The sequence below is a fragment of the Streptomyces sp. NPDC008317 genome (assembly GCF_042955955.1).
Classification (GTDB): domain Bacteria; phylum Actinomycetota; class Actinomycetes; order Streptomycetales; family Streptomycetaceae; genus Actinacidiphila.
The window spans coordinates 544160-570665 of sequence record NZ_JBIBFQ010000003.1; the positions used below are offsets into that span (position 1 = coordinate 544160).

22 protein-coding genes are annotated in these 26506 nt (G+C 70.8%); 9 read left to right on the top strand and 13 right to left on the bottom strand.

The annotated features are described in order from the left end of the window. Window positions 1-181 precede the first annotated feature (181 nt). On the top strand, window positions 182-535 hold the full coding sequence (locus tag ACFY9V_RS12060; protein WP_355333001.1) for a ferredoxin: 354 nt from the start codon (window positions 182-184) through the stop codon (window positions 533-535). Window positions 536-592: 57 nt separating this feature from the next. On the opposite strand, the gene ACFY9V_RS12065 is transcribed toward ACFY9V_RS12060, so the two are convergent. The 3 genes from ACFY9V_RS12065 to ACFY9V_RS12075 all read right to left on the bottom strand — a co-directional run bounded on the left by ACFY9V_RS12065 (window position 593) and on the right by ACFY9V_RS12075 (window position 3615). Then, a complete protein-coding gene (locus ACFY9V_RS12065; RefSeq protein ID WP_391161047.1) occupies window positions 593-1159 on the bottom strand; it encodes a hypothetical protein in 567 nt (188 codons plus the stop codon). Window positions 1160-1390: 231 nt separating this feature from the next. Further along, complete coding sequence (locus ACFY9V_RS12070; protein ID WP_391161050.1) at window positions 1391-2311, bottom strand: tRNA (adenine-N1)-methyltransferase; 921 nt, start codon at window positions 2309-2311, stop codon at window positions 1391-1393. Between the two features lie 35 nt (window positions 2312-2346). Then, complete coding sequence (locus ACFY9V_RS12075; protein ID WP_391161052.1) at window positions 2347-3615, bottom strand: site-2 protease family protein; 1269 nt, start codon at window positions 3613-3615, stop codon at window positions 2347-2349. A 91-nt stretch (window positions 3616-3706) separates the two neighbouring features. Between ACFY9V_RS12075 and ACFY9V_RS12080 the strand changes: the two genes are divergently transcribed. Beyond that, window positions 3707-4591, top strand: a complete 885-nt coding sequence (locus ACFY9V_RS12080) for a PD-(D/E)XK nuclease family protein (protein WP_391161054.1) — start codon at window positions 3707-3709, stop codon at window positions 4589-4591. Between the two features lie 19 nt (window positions 4592-4610). Continuing rightward, window positions 4611-5282 (top strand): response regulator, encoded by a 672-nt coding sequence (locus ACFY9V_RS12085; RefSeq protein WP_188282977.1) that lies wholly within the window; start codon window positions 4611-4613, stop codon window positions 5280-5282. Between the two features lie 113 nt (window positions 5283-5395). Here the strand turns inward: ACFY9V_RS12085 and ACFY9V_RS12090 are convergent, their stop codons facing one another. From ACFY9V_RS12090 to metH, 8 genes are all read right to left on the bottom strand, one after another. Further along, on the bottom strand, window positions 5396-6994 hold the full coding sequence (locus tag ACFY9V_RS12090; RefSeq protein WP_355333012.1) for an ABC transporter substrate-binding protein: 1599 nt from the start codon (window positions 6992-6994) through the stop codon (window positions 5396-5398). A 26-nt stretch (window positions 6995-7020) separates the two neighbouring features. Further along, a complete protein-coding gene (locus ACFY9V_RS12095) occupies window positions 7021-8373 on the bottom strand; it encodes an oligopeptide/dipeptide ABC transporter ATP-binding protein (RefSeq protein WP_391161055.1) in 1353 nt (450 codons plus the stop codon). Beyond that, window positions 8357-9457: an ABC transporter ATP-binding protein gene (locus tag ACFY9V_RS12100; protein WP_355333017.1), complete on the bottom strand. Its 1101-nt coding sequence runs from the start codon at window positions 9455-9457 to the stop codon at window positions 8357-8359. The genes ACFY9V_RS12095 and ACFY9V_RS12100 overlap by 17 nt, the downstream gene beginning before the upstream one ends. After that, a complete protein-coding gene (locus ACFY9V_RS12105) occupies window positions 9454-10497 on the bottom strand; it encodes an ABC transporter permease subunit (RefSeq protein ID WP_391161058.1) in 1044 nt (347 codons plus the stop codon). Before ACFY9V_RS12105 ends, ACFY9V_RS12100 begins: the two co-directional genes overlap by 4 nt. Next, complete coding sequence (locus tag ACFY9V_RS12110) at window positions 10497-11516, bottom strand: ABC transporter permease (protein WP_355333022.1); 1020 nt, start codon at window positions 11514-11516, stop codon at window positions 10497-10499. Before ACFY9V_RS12110 ends, ACFY9V_RS12105 begins: the two co-directional genes overlap by 1 nt. A 116-nt stretch (window positions 11517-11632) precedes the next feature. Next, window positions 11633-13192: an ABC transporter substrate-binding protein gene (locus ACFY9V_RS12115; protein WP_355333024.1), complete on the bottom strand. Its 1560-nt coding sequence runs from the start codon at window positions 13190-13192 to the stop codon at window positions 11633-11635. Window positions 13193-13524: 332 nt separating this feature from the next. After that, window positions 13525-14226: an HAD-IA family hydrolase gene (locus tag ACFY9V_RS12120; protein WP_391129323.1), complete on the bottom strand. Its 702-nt coding sequence runs from the start codon at window positions 14224-14226 to the stop codon at window positions 13525-13527. A gap of 155 nt (window positions 14227-14381) precedes the next feature. Continuing rightward, complete coding sequence (gene metH / locus ACFY9V_RS12125; RefSeq protein ID WP_391161061.1) at window positions 14382-17870, bottom strand: methionine synthase; 3489 nt, start codon at window positions 17868-17870, stop codon at window positions 14382-14384. Window positions 17871-18198: 328 nt separating this feature from the next. Here metH and ACFY9V_RS12130 point away from each other — a divergent pair, with 328 nt between their 5' ends. From ACFY9V_RS12130 to ACFY9V_RS12145, 4 genes are all read left to right on the top strand, one after another. After that, complete coding sequence (locus tag ACFY9V_RS12130) at window positions 18199-18963, top strand: IclR family transcriptional regulator (protein WP_355333031.1); 765 nt, start codon at window positions 18199-18201, stop codon at window positions 18961-18963. A 189-nt stretch (window positions 18964-19152) separates the two neighbouring features. Continuing rightward, entirely contained in the window at window positions 19153-19941 is a 789-nt protein-coding gene (locus ACFY9V_RS12135; protein WP_391161063.1) for an aquaporin, read from the top strand. Between the two features lie 70 nt (window positions 19942-20011). Continuing rightward, entirely contained in the window at window positions 20012-21589 is a 1578-nt protein-coding gene (glpK, locus tag ACFY9V_RS12140) for a glycerol kinase GlpK (protein WP_391161065.1), read from the top strand. An 8-nt stretch (window positions 21590-21597) separates the two neighbouring features. Further along, entirely contained in the window at window positions 21598-23205 is a 1608-nt protein-coding gene (locus ACFY9V_RS12145) for a glycerol-3-phosphate dehydrogenase/oxidase (protein WP_355333038.1), read from the top strand. On the opposite strand, the gene ACFY9V_RS12150 is transcribed toward ACFY9V_RS12145, so the two are convergent. Beyond that, the gene (locus ACFY9V_RS12150; RefSeq protein ID WP_391161067.1) at window positions 23202-24035 is read right to left on the bottom strand and encodes a hypothetical protein; all 834 of its coding nucleotides are present in this window, start codon (window positions 24033-24035) and stop codon (window positions 23202-23204) included. The two genes, ACFY9V_RS12145 and ACFY9V_RS12150, sit on opposite strands and share 4 nt — an antisense overlap. Beyond that, a complete protein-coding gene (locus tag ACFY9V_RS12155; RefSeq protein WP_391161069.1) occupies window positions 24032-24607 on the bottom strand; it encodes a TIGR03086 family metal-binding protein in 576 nt (191 codons plus the stop codon). The genes ACFY9V_RS12150 and ACFY9V_RS12155 overlap by 4 nt, the downstream gene beginning before the upstream one ends. Window positions 24608-24753: 146 nt before the next feature. On the opposite strand from ACFY9V_RS12155, the gene ACFY9V_RS12160 reads away from it, so the two are divergent. Both ACFY9V_RS12160 and ACFY9V_RS12165 read left to right on the top strand, forming a co-directional pair. After that, on the top strand, window positions 24754-25599 hold the full coding sequence (locus tag ACFY9V_RS12160; protein ID WP_391161071.1) for a DUF6597 domain-containing transcriptional factor: 846 nt from the start codon (window positions 24754-24756) through the stop codon (window positions 25597-25599). A 146-nt stretch (window positions 25600-25745) separates the two neighbouring features. Then, a complete protein-coding gene (locus ACFY9V_RS12165) occupies window positions 25746-26417 on the top strand; it encodes a FadR/GntR family transcriptional regulator (RefSeq protein ID WP_355333046.1) in 672 nt (223 codons plus the stop codon). The last annotated feature ends 89 nt before the right edge of the window (window positions 26418-26506 follow it).

Consider the following 26506-nt stretch of genomic DNA (forward strand, 5'->3'; position numbering starts at 1 on the left):
AGGGGTGTAAACCCCTAGATCAAAAAGACGATCGCGGTGTGTCCGATCTTCACCCTTGCGTACGTCCCTCCGCCAGTGAGATACCCACCAAGACCCGCCGATCACCATCGGAAAGCCGCCGGTTGTATCGTCGATCCGGTCAACACCCTGCGAAGGCTGTTGCTTCCTGATGGTGTTGCTGATGAGTTTCCGATGCTTCCTGAACGACGAACGGCAGGCGAGGGTTTCCGTGGGCAACGAGACGGCCGAAGCACTCGAGGTCTGGATCGACCAGGACCTCTGCACCGGTGACGGGATCTGCGTGCAGTACGCGCCCGAGATTTTCGAGCTGGACATCGACGGGCTGGCCTATGTGAAGGGTCCGGCTCCGGAGGGTGAGGAAGCCGAGCTGCTCCAGACACCTGGTGCCACCGTACCCGTACCGCTGCCGCTGTTGCGGGATGTGGTGGACTCGGCCAAGGAGTGCCCGGGCGACTGCATTCACGTGCGGCGCGCGGCGGACCGGGTCGAGGTGTACGGCCCGGACGCCGACTGAGCCGGACGGGCGGCCGGGGGCGGGCGCCGGGCCCGTGCGGCCGGAGGCCGCCCGCGGTCAGATGCTGTTGTTCGCCGGGCCGGGCAGCGCCACGTAGCGGCCGTCGCGCCACTCCCAGGAGTAGTCCCGCTTCAGGTCGGGGCAGCAGCGCGGCGTGGTGTCGCTCGAATAGCCGAGCACGGTGGCCCGTACGGTCCGGCCCTGGAGCCGGAAACCGGTGACGGACCGCTTGTCGGCGGGCCTGACCAGGGTCTCGGCGATCGTCGGACGCCCACCCGCGGTGGCGGGCGCGGCGAGGACGAAGACGCCGCTGGGCGGGGTGCCGGTGTCGGCCCGGCAGCGCACCACGACGACCGTCTCGGGCCGCCCGTCGCCGTCCAGGTCGCCGGACACGTGGTTCAGGACCTCCACCGGGGCGCCGGCGCAATCCAGCGGGTACGTGACCGCCTGGGGGTCCGGCGCGGCCACCGGGGTGGCGGGCGCCTCGGCGCCGCCCGATGAGGCGTCCGCGGGCTGTACGAGGGCCCCCGCGGCCACGATGGCGCCGAGCGCGGCGGCCGTGGTGATCCAGTGCACCGTGCGGGTGCGGGTGTGCGGGAGGGCCGGGCCTGCGGACGGCTGCACTCGCCTGTCTCCTGGGGTCGAACGGCGGGGGTGGCCAGCATGGTGCCATACGTCACACCAGGGGGGAACGGCGGGGCGGCAGTTGCCCGTGGTACCGCGCGTGCGGTTCGGGGAAAGGCGCACGGACCCGGAGAATCGGACCGCGAAAAAGCCGCCGCCGGTGCCCATCGGAGGGCAAACCGGCGGCGGCCGGGTGAAGTTGGCCGAAACGGCGCTGTTGACCGGGTGGCGCTACGAGGCGGCGTCGGCCGGGGCGGAGCCGCCGCTCGCGCTGCCGGGTCCGGTGTAGTCCTCGCCGTAGGCGCCCTTGGCGGGCCTGCGGCGGCGCAGCGGGGGCTCCACGCCGTCCGCGAGGCGGCGGGCGGTGAGCAGGAAGCCGGTGTGTCCGATCATCCGGTGGTCGGGGCGGACGGCCAGTCCCTCGACGTGCCAGGTGCGGACCATGGTCTCCCAGGCCGCGGGCTCGTTGAAGGTGCCGTGCTCGCGGATGGCCTCCACGGTACGGGCGAGCTGCGTGGTGGTGGCCACGTACGCGCACAGGATGCCGCCGGGGACCAGGGCCTTGGCGACCGGCTCCAGGCACTCCCAGGGCGCCAGCATGTCCAGGATGACCCGGTCCACGTCGGTGTCCGAGAGGTGGTCCTGGAGGTCGCCGACGGTGAGCTGCCAGGCGGGGTGCGGGCCGCCGAAGTAGCGCTCCACGTTCTGGGTGGCGATCTCGGCGAAGTCGGCGCGGCGCTCGTAGCTGTGCAGCATGCCGTGGTCGCCGACCGCCCGCAGCAGGAAGCTGCTCAGCGAGCCGGAGCCCACGCCCGCCTCGACGACCCGGGCGCCGGCGAAGATGTCGGCCATCGCCAGGATCTGCCCCGCGTCCTTGGGGTAGACCACGGCGGCGCCGCGGGGCATGGACAGGACGTAGTCGGGGAGCAGGGGGCGCAGCGCGAGGTAGGCGACGTTTCCCGTGGTTCGGACAACACTGCCCTCGGGAGCACCGATCAGCTCGTCGTGCGGGAAAGCGCCCTTGTGGGTGTGGAACTGCTTTCCGGCTTCGAGCGTGAAGGTGTAGTGGCGTCCCTTGGGGTCGGTGAGCTGGACCTGGTCCCCGACTTTGAAGGGCCCGCGTCGGCGGGCGGCACCGGTCGGTTCGGACATAAGACCACCCTACCGGCTGTTTTACGGCCGCCTGTTCACGCGTCGGGCCGGGACATCGCCGAGAGGAAGGCGCGTTCGACGTCCACGGTGGACAGGACGCCGTAGATCTCGCCGGTGGGCTCGACCACCAGGTACTCCGTGGAGGGGGCGGCCCGCAGGGCGTCGAGCAGCTCCTCGCCCGACAGCTCGGCCGAGACGCGCATGCCGGGGGTGAGGTCCTGGGCGAGGCCGCTGACGGCGACCCAGGGGCGGCGGTGCTCGGGGATGTTGACGATCGCGGACTCGCGGACCAGCGCGGTCGCGGCTCCCGCGCCGTCCACGACGACCAGGGCGCGCGCCCCCGCCTCGTTGGCCCGGCGCAGCGCCTCGGACAGCGGGGTGTCGGAGGCGACGGGCACGGCCCTGCGGGTGAGGGTGCGGGCACGCAGTCCCGGCAGCCGCTCGCGCAGCCTGGCCATGCGCAGGCTGTTGCCCGCGCCGGTCCAGATGATGGCGGCCAGGATCGCGGCGAGCAGGGCGTCGGTGAGCGAGTCCGCGCCGCTGCCGTCGCCGTTGTTGCGCAGGCCGCCCGCGTACGACAGCAGGGGCAGGCCGATCAGTACGGCGATGGCCAGGCCCCGGCCGACCCAGGCGGCGGCGACGGTGCCGGTCATCGGCTTGCCGCTGATCTTCCAGACCACGGCGCGCAGCATCCGGCCGCCGTCCAGCGGCAGGCCGGGCAGGAAGTTGAAGATGGCCACGATCAGATTGCTGACCATGAGTCCGGCGAGCAGCACTCCGGGGACGGTGCCGGACTCCACGAACTGCATGCCGCCGAAGAAGACCCCGGCCAGGACCAGCGAGAGCAGCGGGCCGACGAAGGCGAGCACGAATTCGCGGCCTGGTGTCTCCGACTCCTTCTCGATCTCGGAGACGCCGCCGAAGAACTGGAGCTGGATCCGCCGTACGGGGAGCCGGAAGCGGAGCGCGGCGACGGTGTGGGCCAGTTCGTGGATGAGCACGGAGGCGTAGAAGGCGACCGCGAAGAAGAGCGAGACCAGGTAGCGGATGCGGCCCAGCTCGGGCAGCACGGTTTCCAGCTGGCCGCCGAAGACCCAGGTGATCAGGGCGGCGACCAGGAACCAGCTCGGGGCGACGTAGATCGGGACACCGTAGAAGCGGCCCATGAGGATGCCGCCTCCGGGCTCGCGCGGCGGCTTGTCGCTGCCGCCGTCCCGGCCCGGGATGTTGGTGTTCTTGGACGGCGGCCGGCCGCTCTCGCTCACTGGTTCCCCTCGTTCGGATACGGACCCTGAGTCGATCATGCGGGACGACGGGCTCCGCAGCCATGCTATTGCCCCGCTGTTCCGGGCGGGACACCCGCACTGTCGGTGGCAGGCCGTAGGGTCGTCTGCCATGGGCACCAGCACCGAGAGCATCCCGCCGCGACCTCCGTCGTCGCTGTCCCCGTCGCGCGCGGCGGACTTCATGCGCTGCCCGCTGCTGTACCGGCTGCGGGTGATCGACCGGCTGCCCGAGCAGCCGAGCGAGGCCGCCACCCGGGGCACCGTGGTGCACGCCGTGCTCGAACGGCTCTTCGACGCCCCTGCCGCCGAGCGTACGGCCGAGCGGGCCCGGGCGATGGTGCCGGGCGAGTGGCGGAAGCTGCTGGCGGCCCGCCCCGAGCTGGCGTCGCTGTTCCGGGCGGCGGACGACGCGGTGGACGCGGGGGCGCTGGCGCAGTGGCTGGAGAGCGCCGAGCGGCTGGTGGACCGCTGGTTCACCCTGGAGGACCCGACGCGTCTGGAGCCCGCCGAGCGCGAGCTGTACGTGGAGACGGTGCTGGAGTCCGGGCTGACGCTGCGCGGATACGTGGACCGGCTGGACGTGGCACCGGCCAGCGGCGACCTGCGGGTGGTGGATTACAAGACGGGCAAGGCGCCGCGCCCGGAGTACGCGGACGAGCCGCTGTTCCAGATGAAGTTCTACGCGCTGGTGCTGTGGCGGCTGCGCGGTGTGGTGCCGCGCCGCCTCCAGCTCGTCTACCTGGGCAGCGGGGACGTGCTGACGTACGACCCGACCGAGGGCGATCTGCGGGCCACCGAGCGCAAGTTGCAGGCCCTGTGGGAGGCGATCAGGGAGGCGACGGCCAGCGGGGACTGGCGCCCGCGCCGTACGCCGCTGTGCGGCTGGTGCGACCACCAGGCGTTCTGTCCCGAGTTCGGGGGGACTCCCCCGCCCTATCCCCTGGCGGAAATAGCGGGTGCGCTGCCTGTCGTGGGCGAGAATGGCCCGATCTAGCGAAGGCGAAGGAGAACCCGTGGCTATTCGCGTCCTGCTGGTGGACGATCAGCCCCTGTTGCGTACCGGATTCCGGATGATCCTGGAGGCCGAGGGCGATCTCGTCGTGGTCGGCGAGGCCGGGGACGGCCAGCAGGCCCTGGACCAGGTGCGGGCGTTGCAGCCCGATGTGGTCCTGATGGACATCCGGATGCCCCGGATGGACGGGGTGGAGGCGACCCGGCAGATCACCGGGCCCGACCGGTCGGGCCCGGCCAAGGTGCTGGTGCTGACCACCTTCGACCTCGACGAGTACGTGGTGGAGGCGCTGCGGGCGGGGGCCAGCGGCTTTCTGCTCAAGGACGCGCCCGCCGCCGAGCTGGTGCAGGCGATCCGGGTGGTCGCGGCCGGTGAGGCGATGCTCGCGCCGAGCATCACGCGGCGGCTGCTGGACAAGTACGCGGGCCGGCTGCCGTCCGGTGAGGACGCGGTGCCGCAGCCGCTGCACTCGCTGACCGAGCGCGAGGTCGAGGTGCTGAAGCTGGTGGCCCGCGGGTTGTCGAACGCGGAGATCGCCGCCGAGCTGTTCGTCAGCGAGACGACCGTCAAGACCCATGTCGGCCATGTGCTGACCAAGCTGGCGCTGCGCGACCGCGTCCAGGCGGCGGTCTACGCGTACGAGAGCGGGCTGGTGCGCCCCGGCGCGGGCTGACGCCGCCCGCGGGCGCACGACACGCGCGAAGCGGCCGGCCGCGGTCCCTGAGGTTCGGGACCGCGGCCGGCCGCTTTCGTCGTCGCGCCGTCACCGGACGGCCGGTCTCCGGGTCAGCCGGAGACGCCGCGGCCCAGCTCCCAGAACTGCGTGGTGGTCGAGGAGTTGAGCGCCCACTCGACACCGGTGATGTCGGGGCGCGACGCGATGTACTGCTTGCCCTGCCACAGCGGCAGCATCGGCACGTCCTGCGCGATGAGGTTCTGCGCGGTCGCGAAGTCGGCGCTGGCGGTGCTGCGTTCGGCCTGCTTGCGGGTGGCGGGCAGGATCTGGTCCTGGATCTGCTTGTTCTTGTACGGCAGGTTCAGGAAGTTGTCCTTGTCGAAGAACGGCGCGATGTAGTTGTCGGGGTCCGGGAAGTCCGGGAGCCAACTGATCGCGAAGATCTGGTAGGCGCGGGAGGACGCCTTGGACAGGAAGGCGTTCCACTGCTCGCTCTTGGCCGTGACGGTGAACAGGCCGCTGGCGTTGAGCTGCCGGGCGATCTCCTCGGCCTCCGGCTGGTTCATCGTGCCGCCGGTGTCACGGCGGTAGTTGATGGTCAGCTCGACCTTGTCGTCGATGCCCGCGTGGTGCAGCAGCGACTTGGCGTTGCTGACGCTCGGCACCTGGTACTTGTTGAAGAACGAGTTGATGTGACCGGTGATGCCCTGCGGCACGACCGAGTACAGCGGCTCGGCGGTGCGCTTGTAGACGTCACGGGTGATCGCCTGGCGGTCCAGGACCCATGCCATGGCCTGCCGGACCGCGACGTCCTTGAGGTTCGGCGAGTCGGTGTTGAGGAACAGGTAGCGCGCCTCGCCGCCGGGGGCCTCGGTCAGCTTCACGTTCGGGTCGGTGCTCTGGAGCAGGTTGTTGATCTGGTCCGGGTTCAGCGTGCGCGACATCACGTCGATGCTGCCGGCCTTGAGCGCCGCCTCCATCTTCTTGGAGTCGGCGAACAGCTTCAGGTCGACCTTGCTGTTGTTGAGCTTGAGGATGCCGCCGTAGTGCGAGTTCTTGGAGAACACGCCCTGCTTGGCCTGGACGAAGGAGTCCAGTGTGTACGGTCCCGAGCCGACCAGCTTGAAGCCGGTGTACGGCTTGTCCATCTCGTAGACCCGGCTGTCGACGATCGCGGCGGCCGGGGTGGCGAGCTTGGCCGGGAAGGTGGCGTCGGCGGCCTTCAGGTGGAAGATCACGGTCTTGGAGTCGGGCGCCTCGACGGACTTCACGTCCGATATGAGGGACGCCGGGCCGACCTTGTAGTTGATCTTCTGCATGCGCTCGATGGAGAACTTGACGTCCTCCGCCGTGAGGTCGTGGCCGTTGGAGAACTTCTGGCCGTCGCGCATCGTGCAGGTGTACGTCAGCCCGGACGTGTCGTTGTAGTGGCACTCCTTCGCCGCGTCCGGGGTCGGGGTGGTGCTGCCGCGCGGGTAGGTGAGCAGCATCTGGAACGTGTTGTAGAAGATGTTCCAGGTCGCGCTGTCGTAGGAGGTCGCCGGGTCGAGGGGGGCCGGGTTGTCCTTGGTCAGCTCGATACTGTCCGTGGTGCCGACGACGATGGCTTTGCCGCTGTCGCCGCTCCCCCCGCCGGTACCGCCGCACCCAGCGATCAGGGGTGTCATGACGCCCAGCAGGGCGGGCAGCACCAGAAGCTTGCGGTTCATCGTCGTCGTTCTCCTCTTGTTCCCGCTCATGTTCCCTGGGCGCTCGCGGCGTGCTGGTGCAGGTGGCAGGCGACTTGCACGCCGGTCTTCGGAATCAGGTTGAGGCGCGGATCGCGTGGCGGGGCGAACTCCACCACGACCCGGCCGCTTTCGGCACGCATCGTGACCACTCCGCGCCAGAAGGGCTCACGCGGTTCGGCCGCCGATGCTTCCTCGCGCAGACGCCGGAGGTATTCCAGCACATCCTCGGCCGTGTGGCTTCTTCCGGGGGCGATCGATACGTGGCCGAGCCCTGGAGCGGACAGTGAATCGAGGTCCGCGAACAGCGCCTTCTCCGCGGTGCTGTCCTGCGGGGGCAGCTCCAGCCAACGGCGTTCCAGCAGGGCGCGCAGGTCGCGGGCCTCCCAGCCGCACTCGGCGACCGCGACCGGGCAGCGCGGGTGAAAGGCGCAGCCCAGGGGCGGTGCGGCGGCGTCCGGGATCTCGCCGCGCGGCAGTTCGCGCTCCACGGCCAGCCGAGGGTCGGGCTCCGGGATGGCCGCGAGCAGGGCCTTGGTGTAGGGGTGCTGCGGGTCGGCGAAGACCTGTGCGGTCGGGCCGTACTCGACTATCCGGCCGAGATACATGATGGCGATGGTGTCACAGAAGAACTTCGCGCTCGCCAGGTCGTGGGTGACGTAGACGTACGTGAGGTCCAGGTCGCGCTTGAGGTCCAGCATGAGCTGGAGGATCTTGGCGCGGACGCTCATGTCGAGCATCGAGATGGGTTCGTCGGCGACCAGCAGTTCCGGCTCGGCGATGATCGCGCGGGCCAGTACGGCGCGCTGCTTCTGGCCGCCGGACAGGTCGGCGGGGAACTTGGAGAGGTAGCGCTCGGGCGGGGTGAGGCCGACGCGCTCCAGCGCGTCGGTGACCCTGGCGTCGTACTCCTGCTCGCTGTCGACGAGTCGGTGGATGCGCAGCGGGTGGCCGACGGCGGTGCGGATGTCCATCGCCGGGTTGAGGGAGGCGTGCGGGTCCTGGAAGACCATCTGGAGCTTGCGGCGCAGGGGGCGCAGCGCGCGTTCGCCGAGGTCGCCGATCTCCTGGCCGCGGTAGCGGATGGAGCCGCCGGTGGCCTTGTTCAGGCCGATCAGGGTGCGGCCGAGGGTGGTCTTGCCCGAGCCGGACTCGCCGACCAGGCCGAGCACCTCGCCCTTGTGCAGGGTGAGGCTCACGCCGTCGACGGCCTTGACCGCGCCGGCCGCCCGGCCGCCGAAGCGTCCCAGCAGGCTGCCGCGCAGGCCGAAGTGGACTTCGAGGTCGTCGACCTCGACGAGCGCCTCCGCGCCGTCCCCGGCGGCGCCGGAGGAGGGCATCACATCAGGCTTCGTCAGCAACGCTGATCTCCTTCACCGCGGCGAGCGGCTCGCGCCCGCCCGTTCCCAACTCGTCGGCCAGCGAGGGATCGGCCTCGATGGCCTGGTGCCAGCAGGCGCTGCGCACGCCGGAGGGCAGCGTCACCTCGGGCGGCTCCGCCGTCGCGCATCCCGCCATCGCCACCGGGCAGCGCGGATGGAACCGGCAGCCTTCCGGCGGTCGCACCAGATCCGGCGGACTGCCGGGGATGTAGTGCAGTCCCGTGGTGGACAGGGAGATGGTCGAGCGGAGCAGTTCCTTGGTGTACGGGTGCTGCGGGTCGGCGAACACCGCGCGGGCATCGCCCTGTTCGACGATGTGGCCGGCGTACATCACCGCGACCCGGTCGCACGCTTCGGCGACGATACCGAGATTGTGCGTGATCAGCACCAGTGAGGTGTCGAAGTTCTTCCTGAGGTCGGCGAGGATCTTGATGATCTGCGCCTCGACCAGGACGTCGAGGGCCGTGGTGGGCTCGTCGGCGACGATGAACGCGGGCCGCAGCACCAGCGCGAGCGCGATCATGATGCGCTGCCGCATGCCGCCGGAGAACTCGTGCGGGTAGTTCTCGTAGCGGCTCTCGGGGATGCCCATGCCGCGCAGCGCCTCCAGGGCGCGCGCCTTCACCTCGCGCTTGGGGAGGTCCTTGTGGTGGGTGCGCAGGGCCTCCTCGAAGTGCTGGGAGATCCGCATGAGGGGGTTGAGCCGGGTCATCGGCTCCTGGAAGATCAGGCCGAGTTCCGGGCCGCGCAGCTTCTGGATCTCGCGGTCGGACAGTTCGGTGAGGTTGCGGCCCGCGCCGCCCTCGCTGTTCAGCACGACCTCGCCGTCGACCGCGGCGGCGGCCGGGGTGAGGCCGAGGACGCCGCGGCCGAGGGTGGACTTGCCGCAGCCGGACTCGCCGACCAGGCCGAGGGTCTCGCCGGGGCGTACGTCGAAGCTGACGCCGTCCACGGCGCGGACCGGGCCGCGGTCGGTGCCGTACCAGACGCGCAGGTCGCGTACGGACAGGACGGGTCCGGCGGGTGCGGGCCCGGCGGGGACGGGTTCGGTCACGGTGGTCACTTGGCGGCCGTCCCTTCGGGGGTGATGACGGTGCGGCGGCGGGTGTGCGGCGGGAGCAGCACCTTGGAGATCCGGCGGCGGCGCATGGTCGGGTTGAGGACGTCGTTGAGTCCCTCGCCGAGCAGGGTGAAGCCGAGGATCGCGATGACCATGGCCAGGCCCGGGTAGAGGCAGGTCCACCACATGCCCGCGTTGACGTCGTCGATGGCGCGGGAGAGGTCGTAGCCCCACTCGGCGGCGTCGGTGGGCTGGATGCCCAGGCCCAGGAAGCCGAGGCCGGCCAGCGTGGCGATGGCGTCGGCGGCGTTCATCGTGGTGATGACGGGCACCGACTGGATGACGTTGCCGAAGAGGTACTTGCGGATGACGACGGACGGTTTGGCGCCCATCGCGCGGGCGGCCTCGACGAAGGTCGCCTCGCGGGCGGAGAGCGCGGAGGCGCGGACCACCCGGAAGTACTGCGGGATGTAGACCACGGTGATCGACAGGGCGGCGGTGATGATGCTGCCGCCCGCGATCCCGGCGAAGACGAATCCGGCGACGATCGCCAGCAGCAGGTAGGGGAACGCGAAGAGCGCGTCCATCACGAGCACCAGGATGCGGTCGAGCCAGCCGCCGAAGTAGCCGGAGAGCAGGCCCAGCAGGACGCCGATGATCAGCGAGAACACCACGGCGAGCACCATCACCTCCAGCGCGGTGCGGGCGCCGTAGATGGTGCGCGAGAGCACGTCGAGGCTCTGCACGGTGGTGCCGAACCAGTGGTCGCCGTCGGGCGCGCCCTGCTTGGGGAAGCGGGTTCCGCCGGTCTGGTAGGTGTCGAAGTCGTACGGCGCGATCAGCGGGCCGAAGACGGCCATGATCACGAAGAGCGCGGAGATCAGGGCGCCGGTCCAGAGCATGAACCGCGGTACGCCGCGGGCCTCGCGGATCGCCGCCCAGATCCGCCGCAGGCCGCCGAAGCGGGTCGACCTGGGGGCGGGCAGCTGTGCCTGCGGGGCCTCGGTGGCCGGGCCGGGGGGTATGGGGGTTGTCTGGGCCATCAGTACCGCACCCTCGGGTCGATCAGCGCGTTCACGAAGTCGATCAGCATGCTGATCACGACGACGACCAGGGCGAAGACGGTGACGATGCCCTGGACGGCGACGTAGTCGCGCTGGTTGATGTAGTCGATCAACTGGCGGCCGATGCCGGGCCAGTTGAAGATCTGTTCGGTGAGCACCGCGCCGCCGAGCAGCATGGCGACCTGGAGGCCGAGGACCGTGATCACCGGCACCAGGGCGTTGCGGAAGCCGTGCCGCGCCACGACGTGGCGTTCCTTGACGCCGCGGGCGCGGGCGGCCTCGATGTAGTCGCCCTGGAGCGACTGGATGAGGTTGATCCTGATCATCCGGATGAAGACGCCGACCACGAGCAGGCCGAGGCAGACCGACGGCAGGATCAGGTGCTGGGTGATGTCGCCGACCGCGTCCCAGTCGCCGGCCAGCACCGCGTCCACGATGAGGATGTGCGTCTGGGTGGGCACGTTGAGCTGCACCAGCGGGGAGGCCTGGCCGGAGGTGGAGCCGAAGGCGAGCATCAGCAGCGGCGCGGTGACGAAGACGGGCGCGGCGTAGCTGACGGTGCTGAAGAGCCGGCTGGTGACGTCGACCGCGCGGTCCCGGTAGCGGCCGGCGAGCAGGCCGACGGGGATGCCGATGACGGCGGCGAAGACCAGGGCGCCCGCGGTGAGGGTGAGGGTGGCGCCGCCGTTCTCGACGATGATGTCCCGCACGCTGCGGCGGTCGGAGAACGTGGTGCCGAAGTTCAGGGTGCCGACGGACTTCAGGTAGTCCCAGAACTGCTGGTAGATGGGGGCGTCGAAGCCCGCCGCGTGGCGTCTGGCGGCGAGTTCGGCCGCGCTCAGCTTGCCGCCCTGCGAGGCCGAGATGGGGTCGCCCGGCGCCACCCGCATCATGACGAAGACCAGGACCAGCAGGATGAGGACCATGGGCACGGCGAGCGCGATCCTGGTGAGGACGTAGCGGCGCAGCGACCCGGACTGCTTGCTCGTGTTGCTCAACTGAGTGTGTCTTTCTTCAGGAACAGAACAGGCTCAGGTACGGGCTGGGGTGCGGGCTGGGGAACAGCCGCGGCGGCCGGTCCGCGGGGGCGTCACCCCCGCGGACCGGCCGGCCGTCACTTGGAGCCGAGCTCGTAGAACCGGAACATCGTCGGGTCGAGCGCCTTGTCGGCGCCGGTCACGCCGTCACGGATGACCACGGTCTGCTTGCCCTGCCAGAGCGGGATGATCGGGACGTCGTCGGCGACGATCTTCTGGATGTCGGCGAACGCCTGGTCGCGCACCTTGGCGTCGTCCGTGCCCTGCTCCTTGACCAGGAGCTGCTGGATCTCCGGGTTGTCGTAGCCGGTGCCGAGGAAGGGCTGCTTGCCCAGGAACGGCGAGACGTCGTTGTCGGCGTCCGGCAGGTCGGGGAACCAGCCGATCATGTACGAGGCGTACGTGTCGGACTTCTCGTCCTTCTGGTACTGCTGCCACTCGGTGGAGCTGAGCTTCACCTTGAACAGGCCGGTGGCCTCCAGTTGCCGCTTGATCGCGGTGGCCTCGTCGGCCGCCGCGGCGCCGTAGTGGCTGGGGGTCCAGGCGTACGCGATGTCGACGGGGGCGGTGATGCCCGCGTCCTTGAGTATCGCGGCGGCCTTGGCCTTGTCCGGGGCGCCGTACTTGTCCTTGAAGGCCTCGGTGTGGCCCTGGATGCCGTTGCCGACCATGGAGTAGAGCGGGGCCACGGTGCCGTCGTAGGCGTCCTTGGCGATGCCCTCGCGGTCGATGACCTGGGCGACGGCCTGGCGGACCGCCTTCTGGTCGGACGGCTTCACCTTGGCGTCGAAGACCAGGTAGCGCTTCTCGGTGCCGGTGCCGTCGAGCACCTGGATGCCGGAGGTCTTCTTCAGGTCCGCGGTGTCGGTGGGCGACAGGGTGCGGAAGGCCGCGTTGACCGTGCCGTCCTTGACGGCCTGCTTGAGCGCGGACGCCTCGGAGAAGTACTGGAGCACGAACTGGCCGTTGTTGAGCTTGGCCGGGCCCTTGTAGGTCTTGCTGGCCAGGAACGACGCCTGCTGCTTGGGCGTGTACTTGTCCAGCGTGTACGGACCCGAGCCGATGATCTTCGAGCCGTCGAGAAGCTTGTCCTTCGGGAAGGTCTTCTCGTCGACGATCGCGCCCGCGTCGGTGGCGAGCACCGAGGGGAAGGTCGAGTCGGCGTTCTTCAGGTGGAAGACCACCTGGTCGTCGCCCTTGGCCTCGGTGCTGTCCAGGCTGGCGAGCAGGCTGGACGGGCCGTTGGGCGCCGCGATGCCGACCATGCGGTCGAACGAGAACTTCACCGACGCGGCGGTGAGCTTGTCGCCGTTGGAGAACACCAGCCCCGGCTGGAGCGTGCAGGCGTACGTCTTCGGGTCGGTGAAGGCGCACGACTTGGCCGCGTCCGGTTCCGGCGTGGTGCCGCCGGTCGGGAAGTGCATGACCTTCTGGTAGACGCTGTCGATGACCTCCCAGGAGCCGTAGTCGTACGCTCCCGCGGGGTCGAGTGACGACACCGAGTCGATGGTTCCGACGATCACGGCGCCTTTTCCGCCACCGGCCGACGAGTTGTCCTTCTTGCCACCACACGCGGACGCACCGACGGCCAGGAAGGCCACGGCGGCTGCGGCGACGACACGCTTGTTACGTGACATCCAGTGAATCCCCTTGCTCAAATGCCGGTCGTTCGATTCGGCATTGACCAGCAGGGACACTAGCCGGAGGGACCTACTCCGCTAGAGCACGGCGAAGTTGAGGCGGAATTACATACCGATAACGGGGCTCGGAGCACCGATAAACGGACGGCGGTACGATCCCTCCCCGGTCGGAACATTGCGGACATTCGGCCGCGCCGCACGTCCCGATCTGCGGATCTCATCCAGGCAGGACAGCGCGGTGTCGACCTCCCCGCGCGTGACATAGATCACCAGGGGCCGGATTCCGACCTGTGAGACGCCTCTGGACGGTTCCTATTCAGCAAATACGCTCAGTGAACGCGCGCATTCAAAGCGCGCAGGAAAGGCACGCTCAGCTCTTCGAGCGAGCCGACGACCGTACGCCCTGGAGCGGCCTCGACGGGCACCAGCGAGGGCACCGCGACCACCCGGCAGCCCGCCGCCTCGGCGGACGCCACACCGGTCAGGGTGTCCTCGACGACCACACAGGCGGCCGGGTCCGCGCCCAGCCGGGCGGCGGCGGTCAGATACGGCTCGGGGTGCGGCTTGGTGCGGCTCACCTCGTCCCCCGCGACGGTGAAGGCGAAGTTCTCCGCGCCCAGCGTGCGCAGCATCACATCGATGGTCCGCCGGTGCGAGGCGGACACCAGGGCGGTCGGGACGCCGTACGCGGCCAGCTCGGTGAGCAGCCTGCGGGCGCCGGGCATCAGCGGCGCGCCCCGGGCGATCAGCTTCTCGAAGCGGATGTTGACCGCCAGCATCAGCTCGGCCAGCGTCGCGTCCGCGCCGGTGGCGGCGATCAGGTGCCCCACGCTGCGGGCCATCGGGCCGCCGATCACCACCTCGCGGTGCGCCTCGTCCAGCACGTGCCCGAGGTCCGCGAAGACCTCACTCTCCGCCGCCCACCAGATGCCCTCGGTGTCCACCAAGGTGCCGTCCATGTCGAGGAGCACCGCCTGGAGGGCGGGGCCTTGCGCCATACGGGTGTCGGCGACAGGGATGCTGCTGGTCATACGCCCCACTCCTCGGCTCGCGCGGTTCCCGGTGCCGGTCGCGCCGGCCCGTCCCGTTTCCGGGGGACACAAAGGCCGGTCGCCGCGTCCCGCGGACGGGAAGGCGACCGGCCTGCGCCGGACCGTCAAGTGTACGACTCGCTGGTGAGCCGCGCTCAACGCGCGTTGAAGTACTTGGCCTCCGGGTGGTGAATGATGATCGCGTCGGTGGACTGCTCGGGGTGCAGCTGGAACTCCTCCGACAGCTCCACGCCGATCCTGCCCGGCTCCAGCAGGTCCGCGATCTTCGCCCGGTCCTCCAGGTCGGGGCAGGCCCCGTAGCCCAGCGAGAAGCGCGCGCCGCGGTACTTCAGCGCGAACATGTCCTCGACCTCGTCCGGGTCCTCACCGGCGAAGCCCAGCTCCGAGCGGACCCGCGCGTGCCAGTACTCCGCGAGTGCCTCCGCGAGCTGCACGGACAGGCCGTGCAGCTCCAGGTAGTCCCGGTAGGAGTCGGTCGCGAACAGCTCGTTGGCCGCCTCGGAGACCCGGTTGCCGACGGTGACGACCTGGAAGCCCACCACGTCGGTCTCTCCGGACTCCTCGGGCCGGAAGAAGTCCGCGAGGCAGAGCTGCCGCCCCCTGCGCTGGCGGGGGAAGGTGAAGCGGGTCCGCTCGGTGCCGTCCTCGCGCAGCACGATCAGGTCGTCGCCCTTGGACACGCACGGGAAGTAGCCGTAGGTCACGGCGGCCTCCAGCAGGCCCTCCGACTGCATCCTGGTCAGCAGCCCGCGCAGCCGGGGCCGGCCCTCGGACTCCACCAGCTCCTCGTACGTCGGACCGGTCGAGCGGGCCTGCTTCAGGCCCCACTGGCCCTTGAACAGGGCGCCCTCGTCCAGCCAGGACGCGTAGTCGGCGAGCTGGATGCCCTTGACGACCCGGCTGCCCCAGAACGGCGGGGTGGGGACGGGGTTGTCGACCGCGACGTCGGAGCGGATCTGGCCGAGGTTGACCGCCTTGTCCGGTCCGTCCGGCTCCGGCTGTTCGCGCTTGGGCACCCGGCGCTGCTTCAGCTCCGGCAGCGCCGCGCCCGGCACGCCGCGCTTGACGCCGATCAGCGCGTCCATCAGCCGCAGGCCCTCGAACGCGTCGCGGGCGTAGCGGACCTCGCCCTCGTAGATCTCGTGCAGGTCCTGCTCCACATAGGCGCGGGTCAGGGCGGCGCCGCCGAGGATCACCGGGAAGTCGGCGGACAGGCCGCGCTGGTTCAGCTCTTCCAGGTTCTCCTTCATGATCACCGTGGACTTCACCAGCAGGCCAGACATGCCGATCACATCGGCGCGGTGCTCCTGCGCGGCGTCCAGGATCGCCGAGACCGGCTGCTTGATGCCGAGGTTGACGACGTTGTAGCCGTTGTTGGACAAGATGATGTCGACCAGGTTCTTGCCGATGTCGTGGACGTCGCCGCGCACGGTGGCCAGCACGATGGTGCCCTTGCCCTCGTCGTCCGACTTCTCCATGTGCGGCTCCAGATACGCCACCGCGGTCTTCATCACCTCGGCGGACTGGAGCACGAACGGAAGCTGCATCTGGCCCGAGCCGAACAGCTCGCCGACCACCTTCATGCCCGCGAGCAGCGTCTCGTTGACGATGTCCAGGGCGGGCCGCTCGGCCAGCGCCTCGTCCAGGTCGGCGGACAGGCCGTTCTTCTCGCCGTCGATGATCCGGCGCTGGAGCCGCTCGTCCAGCGGCAGCGCCAGCAGTTCCTCGGCGCGGCTGGCCTTCAGCGACTTGTTGTCGACGCCGTCGAACAGCTCCATCAGGCGTTGCAGCGGGTCGTAGCCCTCGCGCCGCCGGTCGTGGATCAGGTCGAGCGCGACCTCGCGCTGCTCCTCGGGGATGCGGGCGATCGGCAGGATCTTGGAGGCGTGCACGATCGCCGAGTCCAGGCCCGCCTTGACGCACTCGTCGAGGAAGACCGAGTTGAGCACCACGCGCGCGGCCGGGTTGAGGCCGAAGGAGATGTTCGACAGGCCGAGGGTGGTCTGCACGTCGGGGTGGCGGCGCTTCAGCTCGCGGATCGCCTCGACGGTGGCGACGCCGTCCTTGCGGGACTCCTCCTGGCCGGTACAGATGGTGAAGGTCAGACAGTCGATCAGGATGTCCGACTCGTTGATGCCGTAGTTGCCGGTCAGGTCGTCGATCAGCCGCTCGGCGATCCCGACCTTCTTCTCGACGGTACGGGCCTGGCCCTCCTCGTCGATGGTGAGCGCGATCAGCGCGGCGCCGTGCTCCTGGGCGAGCGCGGTCACCTTGGCGAACCGGGACTCGGGGCCGTCGCCGTCCTCGTAGTTGACGGAGTTGAGCACCGCCCGGCCGCCCAGCTTCTCCAGTCCCGCCCGCAGAACGTCCACCTCGGTGGAGTCGAGCACGATCGGCAGGGTGGAGGCGGTGGCGAAGCGCCCGGCGACCTCGGCCATGTCGGCGACGCCGTCCCGGCCCACGTAGTCCACGCACAGGTCGAGCAGGTGGGCGCCCTCGCGGATCTGGTCGCGGGCCATCTCCACGCAGTCCTCCCAGCGGCCCTCCAGCATCGCGTCGCGGAACTTGCGGGAGCCGTTGGCGTTGGTGCGCTCGCCGATCGCCAGGTACGAGCTGTCCTGGCGGAAGGGGACCGTCTGGTAGAGGGAGGCGGCGCCCGCCTCGGGGCGCGGCCTGCGCGGGTGCAGGTCCTGGCCGCCGACCCGCTCCACGAGCTGCCGCAGGTGCTCGGGCGTGGTGCCGCAGCAGCCGCCGACCAGGGACAGGCCGCACTCGCGGGCGAACGTCTCGTGCGCGTCGGCCAGTTCTGAGGCCGTGAGCGGGTAGTGCGCGCCGTCCTTGGTGAGCACCGGCAGGCCCGCGTTGGGCATGGCGGACAGCGGGATACGCGAGTGCCGGGCGAGATAGCGCAGGTGCTCGCTCATCTCGGCCGGTCCGGTCGCGCAGTTGAGGCCGATCATGTCGATGCCGAGGGGTTCGAGCGCGGTGAGCGCCGCGCCGATCTCCGAGCCGAGCAGCATGGTGCCGGTGGTCTCCACGGTCACCGAACAGATCAGCGGCAGGCTCACCCCGGCCGACGCCATCGCGCGGTGGGCCGCGATCACGGCCGCCTTGGTCTGGAGCAGGTCCTGGGTGGTCTCGATGATCAGCGCGTCGGCGCCGCCGGCGATCAGCCCCGCCGCGTTGGCCTCGTAGCCGTCGCGCAGTACGCCGTACGGGGCGTGGCCGAGCGTCGGCAGCTTGGTGCCGGGGCCCATCGAGCCGAGCACCCAGCGCGGGCGGCCGTCTGCGGCGAAGCCGTCGGCGACCTCGCGGGCCAGGCGGGCGCCGGCCTGCGACAGTTCGTGGATCCGCTCGGGGATGTCGTACTCGCCGAGCGCGGAGTGGTTGGCGCCGAAGGTGTTGGTCTCGACGCAGTCCACGCCGACCGAGAAGTACGCCTCGTGGACCGAGCGCACGATGTCGGGGCGGGTGATGTTCAGGATCTCGTTGCAGCCTTCGAGCTGCTGGAAGTCGTCGAGCGTCGGCTCCTGCGCCTGGAGCATGGTGCCCATGGCGCCGTCGGCGACGACCACGCGGGAGGCGAGCGCCTCGCGGAGGGCGGCGGCGCGGGGTGCGTCCATCGGCGACGCGGTCGGGGACGTACGCGTCGGTGCCGCGTTCGTCCCCGATGGGGAGGAACCGGACGTACCAGACGTAGGGGACGACGGAGAAAGCGAGGCCATGGAACGTGCTCCCTGGGATGCGACGGCTGTCGGCTATGCGTTCCCCGTCGGGGCCGACGGATCGGAGGGCGGCGGGACGCGCACCCGGCCAGCCTAGCGGGCCGCACCGTCCGGGCTCGAAGGCATTCCGATGGGCGGACCGTGGTGCCAGAATCATCTCTGAGATGATGGCGGTCGACATTGTCGACCGCTGATCATGACACCCCCTCTGCTTGGAGTGCCGCCGATGCCAGGTCCCATCCAGTCGCTGGAACGCGCGGCGGCGATTTTGCGGCTGCTGGCCGGCGGTGAGCGCCGACTGGGACTCACCGACGTGGCCTCGTCGCTCGGCCTGGCCAAGGGCACCGCGCACGGCATCCTGCGCACCCTCCAGCAGGAGGGCTTCGTCGAACAGGAGCCGGTCTCCGGCAAGTACCAGCTCGGCGCGGAGCTGCTGCGGCTGGGCAACAGCTATCTGGACGTGCACGAATTGCGGGCCCGCGCGCTGGTGTGGACCGACGACCTGGCCAGGTCCAGCGGCGAGGCGGCGTATCTCGGGGTGCTGCACCAGGACGGCGTGCTGATCGTGCACCACGTCTTCCGGCCGGACGACAGCCGCCAGGCGCTGGAGGTGGGCGCGATGCACCCGCTGCACAGCACCGCGCTCGGCAAGGTGCTGTCCGCCTTCGACCCGGTGGCGCACAACGAGGTGACCGAGCACGAGCGGGCGACGCTCACCGCGCGCACCGTCACCGACATCACCGACTTCGAGGCGCTGCTGGACCTCACCAGGGCGCGCGGCTGGGCCGCCGACCTGGAGGAGACATGGGAGGGCGTGGCCTCGGTCGCGGCGCCCGTCTACGACCGGCGGCGGATGCCGGTGGGCGCGGTGGGCATCACCGGCGCCGTGGAACGGGTCTGCGACGAGGGCGGCATCCAGGCCCGGCTGGTGGCGGCGGTACGGGACTGCGCCCGCGCCGTCTCCCGCGATCTGGGCGCCGCCCGCTTCTGATCCGACCCGCCCGTATCCGGCCCCCGACGACGCGCCCGCGCGGCCTTCTTCCGCGGTTCACCGTCCACTCCTCTTGACCTGCCGCTCCCGGAGAGAAAATATTCGCTGTACGGTCGACATTGTCGAACGCCGGACGCGATTCGGGTCGCCCGTGCCCTGACGTAAAGACACTTGGACAAAGGAGTCGCTGTGTCCAACGGCCATATCTTCATCGGCGAGACCTTCGGCACCGCCGTGCTCATCCTGCTCGGTGGCGGCGTCTGCGCCGCCGTCACGCTCAAGAAGTCGAAGGCCCGGGGAGCGGGCTGGGTCGCCATCTCCTTCGGCTGGGGATTCGCGGTGCTCGGCGGCGCCTACATCGCCAACGGCTACTCGGGCGGCCAGCTCAACCCGGCGGTCACCCTCGGCGTGGCGATCAAGACCGGTGTGTGGCACACCGTGCCCTTCTACCTGATGGGGCAGTTGCTCGGCGCGATGATCGGCGCCTTCCTGGTGTGGGTGGCCTACCTGGGCCAGTTCCAGGCGCACTTGACCGACCCCGAGATCGTCGGCGCGGGCACGACCTCCCCCGAGGGCCCGGAGACCGACCGCAAGGGGCAGCCCGCGGGACCCGTGCTCGGCGTCTTCTCCACCGGACCCGAGATACGGAACCCGGTGCAGAACCTCCTCACCGAGGTCATCGGCACCGCCGTCCTGGTGCTCTTCATCCTCACCCAGGGCATGACGACCGGACTCGCGCTCAACGGCACCGGCATCCTGCTCACCGCGCTCCTCGTCGTCGGTATCGGCCTGTCGCTCGGCGGCCCCACCGGGTACGCGATCAACCCGTTCCGCGACCTCGGCCCGCGTATCGTGCACAGCCTTCTGCCGCTGCCCAACAAGGGCGGCTCGGACTGGAGCTACGCGTGGATCCCGGTGCTGGGCCCGCTGGCCGGCGCCGCGATAGCCGGCGGCCTGTACAAGCTCGCCTTCACGTAGGGCCGCCGCGAGACCGCCACGCCCACTCCCCCGCAGCCACTTCCCCCGCGCAGATCCCGAGGAGCACCACGTGACCGACACCACCGCCGCCGCCGGCACCCACTCGCACGGCACCGGCCCGTTCATCGCCGCGATCGACCAGGGCACCACGTCGAGCCGCTGCATCGTCTTCGACCGGGACGGCCGGATCGTCGCCGTCGACCAGAAGGAACACGAGCAGATCTTCCCCAAGCCGGGCTGGGTGGAGCACGACGCCGCCGAGATCTGGACCAATGTCCAGGAGGTGGTCGAGGGCGCCATCGCCAAGGCCGCCCAGGACAACGAGGGCTTCAGCGCCGCCGACGTCAAGGCGATCGGCATCACCAACCAGCGCGAGACCACCCTGCTGTGGGACAAGAACACCGGTGAGCCGGTGCACAACGCGCTGGTCTGGCAGGACACCCGCACCGACGTGCTCTGCCGCGAACTGGGCCGCAACGTCGGCCAGGACCGCTTCCGCCGCGAGACCGGCCTGCCGCTCGCCTCGTACTTCGCCGGACCCAAGATCCGCTGGCTGCTGGACAACGTCGAGGGCCTGCGCGAGCGCGCCGAGCGCGGCGAGATCCTCTTCGGCACCATGGACTCCTGGGTGATCTGGAACCTCACCGGCGGTGTCGACGGCGGCCGGCACGTCACCGACGTCACCAACGCCTCCCGCACCCTGCTGATGAACCTGCGCACCCTGGACTGGGACCACAAGATCCTGGAATCGATCGGCGTACCCGCCGCCGTACTGCCGGAGATCCGTTCCTCCGCCGAGGTGTACGGCAACACGGTCGGCGGCGTGCTGGACGGCGTGCCGGTGGCCTCCGCGCTCGGCGACCAGCAGGCGGCGCTGTTCGGGCAGACCTGCTTCGCCGAGGGCGAGGCCAAGTCCACCTACGGCACCGGCACCTTCATGCTGATGAACACCGGTGAGACCCCGGTCAACTCCTACAACGGCCTGATCACCACCGTCGGCTACCGGATCGGCGACGACGCTCCGGTCTACGCGCTGGAGGGCTCGATCGCCGTCACCGGCGCGCTGGTGCAGTGGATGCGCGACCAGATGGGGCTGATCAGCACCGCCGCCGAGATCGAGACGCTGGCCTCGTCCGTCGAGGACAACGGCGGCGCATACTTCGTACCGGCCTTCTCCGGCCTGTTCGCCCCCTACTGGCGCGACGACGCGCGCGGGGTGATCGCCGGGCTGACCCGTTACGTCACCAAGGCGCACATCGCGCGCGCCGTGCTGGAGGCGACGGCCTGGCAGACGCGGGAGATCGCCGACGCCATGACCAAGGACTCCGGCGTCGAACTGGCCGCCCTCAAGGTCGACGGCGGCATGACCTCCAACAACCTGCTCATGCAGACCCTGGCCGACTTCCTGGACGCGCCCGTGGTGCGCCCGATGGTCGCCGAGACCACCTGCCTGGGCGCGGCCTACGCGGCCGGTCTCGCGGTCGGCTTCTGGCCCGACACCGAGGCACTGCGGGCCAACTGGCGGCGCGCCGCCGAGTGGACCCCGCGCATGGACGCGGCCCAACGGGACCGCGAGTACAAGAGCTGGCTCAAGGCCGTGCAGGCCACGATGGGCTGGCTCGAAGAGAGCACCGCAGAGGAGCACTGATTCACCCCATGACCACCTCGCAGCGCGTTCCCGCCCTGGGTTCGCATCCGACCGCAGGCGCCAACCCCGGCAGGGCCGAGACCCGGGATCTGCTCGGCCGTGCCACGTACGACCTGCTGGTGATCGGCGGTGGCATCCTCGGCATCACCACCGCCTGGCACGCCGCGCAGTCGGGGCTGCGGGTGGCCATGGTGGACGCCGGTGACTTCGCCGGGGCCACCTCCTCCGCCTCCTCCAAGCTGCTCCACGGCGGCCTGCGCTACCTCCAGACCGGCGCGGTGAAGCTGGTGGCGGAGAACCACCTGGAGCGGCGCGCGGTCTCCCGTGACATCGCGCCGCACCTGGCCAACCCCCTCACCTTCTATCTGCCGGTCTACAAGGGCGGCCCGCACGGCGCGGCCAAGCTCGGCGCGGGCGTCTTCGCGTACTCGGCGCTGTCCGCCTTCCGCGACGGCGTCGGCCATGTGATCAGCCCGGCCAAGGCCGCGCGGGACGTGCCCGAGCTGCGGACCGACAATCTGCGCGCGGTCGCCGTCTACGAGGACGGGCAGATGAACGACGCCCGGATGGCGCTGATGACGGTACGGGCCGCGGTAGACGCGGGCGCGACCGTGCTCAACCACGCCGAGGTCACCGGGCTGCGCTTCACGCGGGGCCGGGTCACGGGCGCCGATCTGCGCGACCGCGTGGACGGCACCGAATTCGGGGTCGACGCGCGGCTGGTGCTCAACGCCACCGGGCCGTGGGTGGACCACCTGCGGCGGATGGAGGACCCGGCCGCGGCGCCGTCGATCCGGCTGTCTAAGGGCGCGCACCTGGTGCTCAAGCGGCACTCGCCGTGGCGGGCGGCGCTGGCCACCCCGATCGACAAGTACCGCATCACCTTCGCCCTGCCCTGGGAGGACATGCTGCTGCTCGGCACCACGGACGAGGTGTACGAGGGCGATCCTGCCGATGTGCGGGTCACCGAGGCCGACATCGCGCAGATCCTGGACGAGGCGGCCTTCTCCGTCCGCGACCAGCAGCTCTCCCGCGACCTGATCACGTACTCCTTCGCGGGTCTGCGGGTGCTGCCCGGCGGTCCCGGCGACACCTCGAAGGCCAAGCGGGAGACGGTCGTCACCGAGGGGACCGGCGGGATGCTGTCGGTGGCGGGCGGCAAGTGGACCACCTTCCGGCACATCGGCCGCACGGTGATGACCAAGCTGGCCGAGCTGCCCGGGCATCCGCTGTCCGACGACATGGAGCCGATGTCGTCGCTGCCGCGCCGGGCCCCGCTGCCCGGTTTCGCCAGCCCCGACGCGGTCGCCCACCGGCTGCTGATCGACGGCGACGCGCCGGGACCGCGCATGGCGGCCGACACCGCCAGGCACCTGGCCACCCACTACGGCTCGCTGGCCTTCGACATCGCGCGGCTGGCCAACGAGGACCCGGAGCTGGCCCGGCGCGTGCACCCGGACGCCCCGGAGATCTGGGCCCAGGTCGTCTACGCCCGCGACCACGAGTGGGCGCAGGACGCGGACGACGTGCTGCGGCGGCGGACGACGCTGACCATCCGCGGTCTCGACACGCCGGAGGTGCGGGAAGGGGTCGAGCGGGTGCTTCGCCGGGACTAGGAAGTGGGGGCCGCCGTCCCTGCGGGCGGTTCCGTCGCGGCGGCCTCGGCCGTCCCGGCGGGCTGGGCCGTCTCGGCGGTCAGGCGGTCGAGTTCGGCGAACAGGGCGGTCGGGGCGGGGCGGCCGGTCCTGGGCAGCAGGGTCAGCCAGCGGTCGCGGCCCTCGTGCCAGAGGCTCACGGGGTTGGCCTCTGCCACGGCCGCGATCGTACGGGCGGGCAGCTCGGCCTCCGCGGCGCGCGACGGCGTCAGCCAGTGCGCGGTGCTGTCCTCGGCGAGCCGGGCCATCCACAGCACATGGCGGGCCGCGTGCCAGAGCGCGTCCCGCGCGCGCAGGTGCTCGCCGCGCGCGGTGACGTGCAGCGCGAGCACCAGCCAGTTGGCGAACCGGCCGCACAGGTCGGCGATCTCGTCGGGCGCCGCGGGGAGCACGGGGTGCTCGGGCACCGCTTCGAGCACGGGCGTCAGCAGCCCTTCGCGGTCGACGACCACCATCCGCTCGACGGCGGCGCCGCGCGCGGGCCAGGTGGCGACCGTCGGGATGTCGTCGGTGGTCGCGAAGTGGAATTCGCCGCGCACCGGGCCCGGGAAGAGCACGACATGGCTGCCGAATTCGTTGAGCAGCACCAGATTGGCCGGGGCGATCTCCCGGCACCACTGCTCGGGTTCCACTTCCGCGCGCCGCTCCGGGTCGAAGAAGAGCCAGAATTCGACGTCGCTGTGGGCGTCGCCCTCCCCCGCGGCGAAGGAGCCGTACATCAGTGCCGCGCCGAGGCGTTCGTCGGCGCGGCACATGTCCCGTACCCGGGCGATGAGGTCGTGCTGGATCATGCCGCCCAGTATGGGTCGCGGCCGGACAGGGCGACAGCGGTTTCGAAGTCGGTGGCACCGGCGGGCGGTGCGACCGGTTCCGCGAAGCCCTTGTACTGCCGGAACATCTCGGCCTGCTCGCGCACGACGGCCAGCAGCAGGGCGCCGGACTTCTCGTCGGCCCTGAACTCCTGCCCGGTGGCCTTGGCGACGTCCCAGCCGTGCAGCAGCAGCTCCATGAAGAGCATTCCGGCGATGTCCTTCGCGGGCATCGCCATGCCGCCCATGTCCAGCTCGCCCTCCCAGGCGGCCGGGTCGGCCCAGGCGTCCGCGGCCCGGTCGAGCTGCCGCGCGTAGGCGGCGGCCCAGCCGGGCTCCGCGGTGAAGTCGCGCTCGCCGAGGTCGGCGGGGTGCGGCTCCTTGCGGGCGCGCAGCTCCATGCCGAGGCCGGTGTACGCGACCCAGTGGTTGATCAGGGTGCGGGTGTCGTAGTCGGGACAGGGCGTGGGGCCGGTGAGCTGGTCGTCGGTGATCCCGGCGGCGACTCGGGCGGCCTCCGCGGCACTGTCGGCGATCTGTGCGTGGAAGTTCATGCCCTCGACGCTAGGCGCGACCGGGGACGGCGGTCTTGAAGAAACGCGACACCCGGCCCGTGTCGCGCGGCCGCGCCGTTGCCGGTGCTCCCGCGTGCTCCCGCGTGCCCGCGCCGTTGTCAGTGGCCGCGTTTACAGTGACGGGCATGAGCGGGCACGGGCTGGGGCGCGGGGTGCTGAGGCCGGAGGCGACGGGCGGGCGCGTCGAAGTACGGCGGCAGCAGCCGCGGCCCGCGCTGGCGGCTCTGGTCGACTTCTACTGGAATCCGCGCTGGGACCTGCGGGGGCGGCCGGACCACGAGCAGAAGGTGCTCGCCCACCCCAATGTCCATCTGGTCTTCGAGGCCCCTGAGCCACTGGTGTACGGGGTGCAGCGGGGGGTGTTCAGCCGTGTGCTGCACGGGCGCGACCAGGTGTTCGGGGTGAAATTCCGGCCGGGCGCCTTCCGGCCGTTCATCGACGGGCCGGTGGCGGAGCTGGCCGACCGCGCGGTGCCCGCGGCCGGTCTGCTGGGCGGCCCGGCCGGGGCCGTCGAGGCGCTGAGCCGGGAGATCCTGGCACTGGACGACCTGGCGGCGATGACGGCGCTGGCCGAGGAGTATCTGCTGGAGCTGCTGCCCGGCACCCGGCAGGACCCGGTGGTGGCCGAGGTGGCGGACCTGGTCGAGAGAATCGAGAGGGGTGTCCCCCCGGCCGATGAGCGCGGGAGGATCACCGCCGGCCCGCAGCTCTTCCGGGTGGACGAGCTGGCCCGCGAGCTGGGCCTGCCCGTACGGCGGCTCCAGCGGCTCTTCGCCGAGTACGTGGGGGCGAGCCCCAAGTGGGTGCTGCGCCGGGCCCGGCTGCACGAGGCCGCGGCCCGCGCGGACGGCGGCGCCGACATCGACTGGGCCGCGCTCGCCGCCGACCTGGGCTATGCCGACCAGGCGCACCTGACCCGTGACTTCACCGCGGCGGTCGGCGCGCCGCCGAGCCGGTACGCGAGCCGCTGAGCCCGTACGGGGGGGCGGTTCGGCCGGTACGGGGGCGGCTGTGCCCGGTTCCGGCCGTTGTTAGGCGTTCCGGCGCGCCGGGCCCATAATGGGGCCTCATACATCGGAGGTCTGGCGGCGGCGGGACCTGGACAGGGGAGGCGCTGATGGCGGTCACCGACGAGGCCATCGAGAGGATCAAGGAGATGATCGTCTCCGGGGCGCTGCGTCCGGGCGACCGGCTCCCCAAGGAGAGCGAACTCGCGGCCGAGCTGGGGCTGTCCCGCAACTCCCTGCGTGAGGCCGTCCGCGCCCTCTCCCTGATCCGCATCCTCGACGTCCGCCAGGGCGACGGCACCTACGTCACCAGCCTCGACCCGCAGCTCCTGCTCGAAGCCCTCAGCTTCGTCGTGGACTTCCACCGCGACGACACCGTGCTCGAATTCCTCGCGGTCCGCCGCATCCTGGAACCCGCCGCCACCGCGATGGCCGCCGTCCGCATCTCCGTCGAGGAGCTGGACGCCCTCGAAGGCAAGCTGGACGCGCTCGGCCCGCAGCCGTCCGTCGAGGAACTGGTCGCCTCCGACCTGGAGTTCCACCGCGGCATCGTCCAGGGCTCGGGCAACTCCGTGCTCTGCTCGCTGCTCGACGGCCTGTCAGGACCCACCACCCGCGCGCGCGTCTGGCGCGGCATCACCCAGGTCGACGCCGTCAGCCGCACGCTGCACGAGCACCGGGCCATTCTCACCGCCCTGCGCGACCGCGACGCCGAGGCTGCCCGTTCGTGGGCGACGGTGCATGTCGCCAGCGTGGAGCAGTGGCTTCGCTCAACGCTTTAACCCTCCGGGCGGGGTGGGGAGGGCGCGAGCCCTGTGCGTTCGCCCTCCGCGGGGCCTCGCTCTCCGCCCCGAGAACTCGGCCTGCCGCC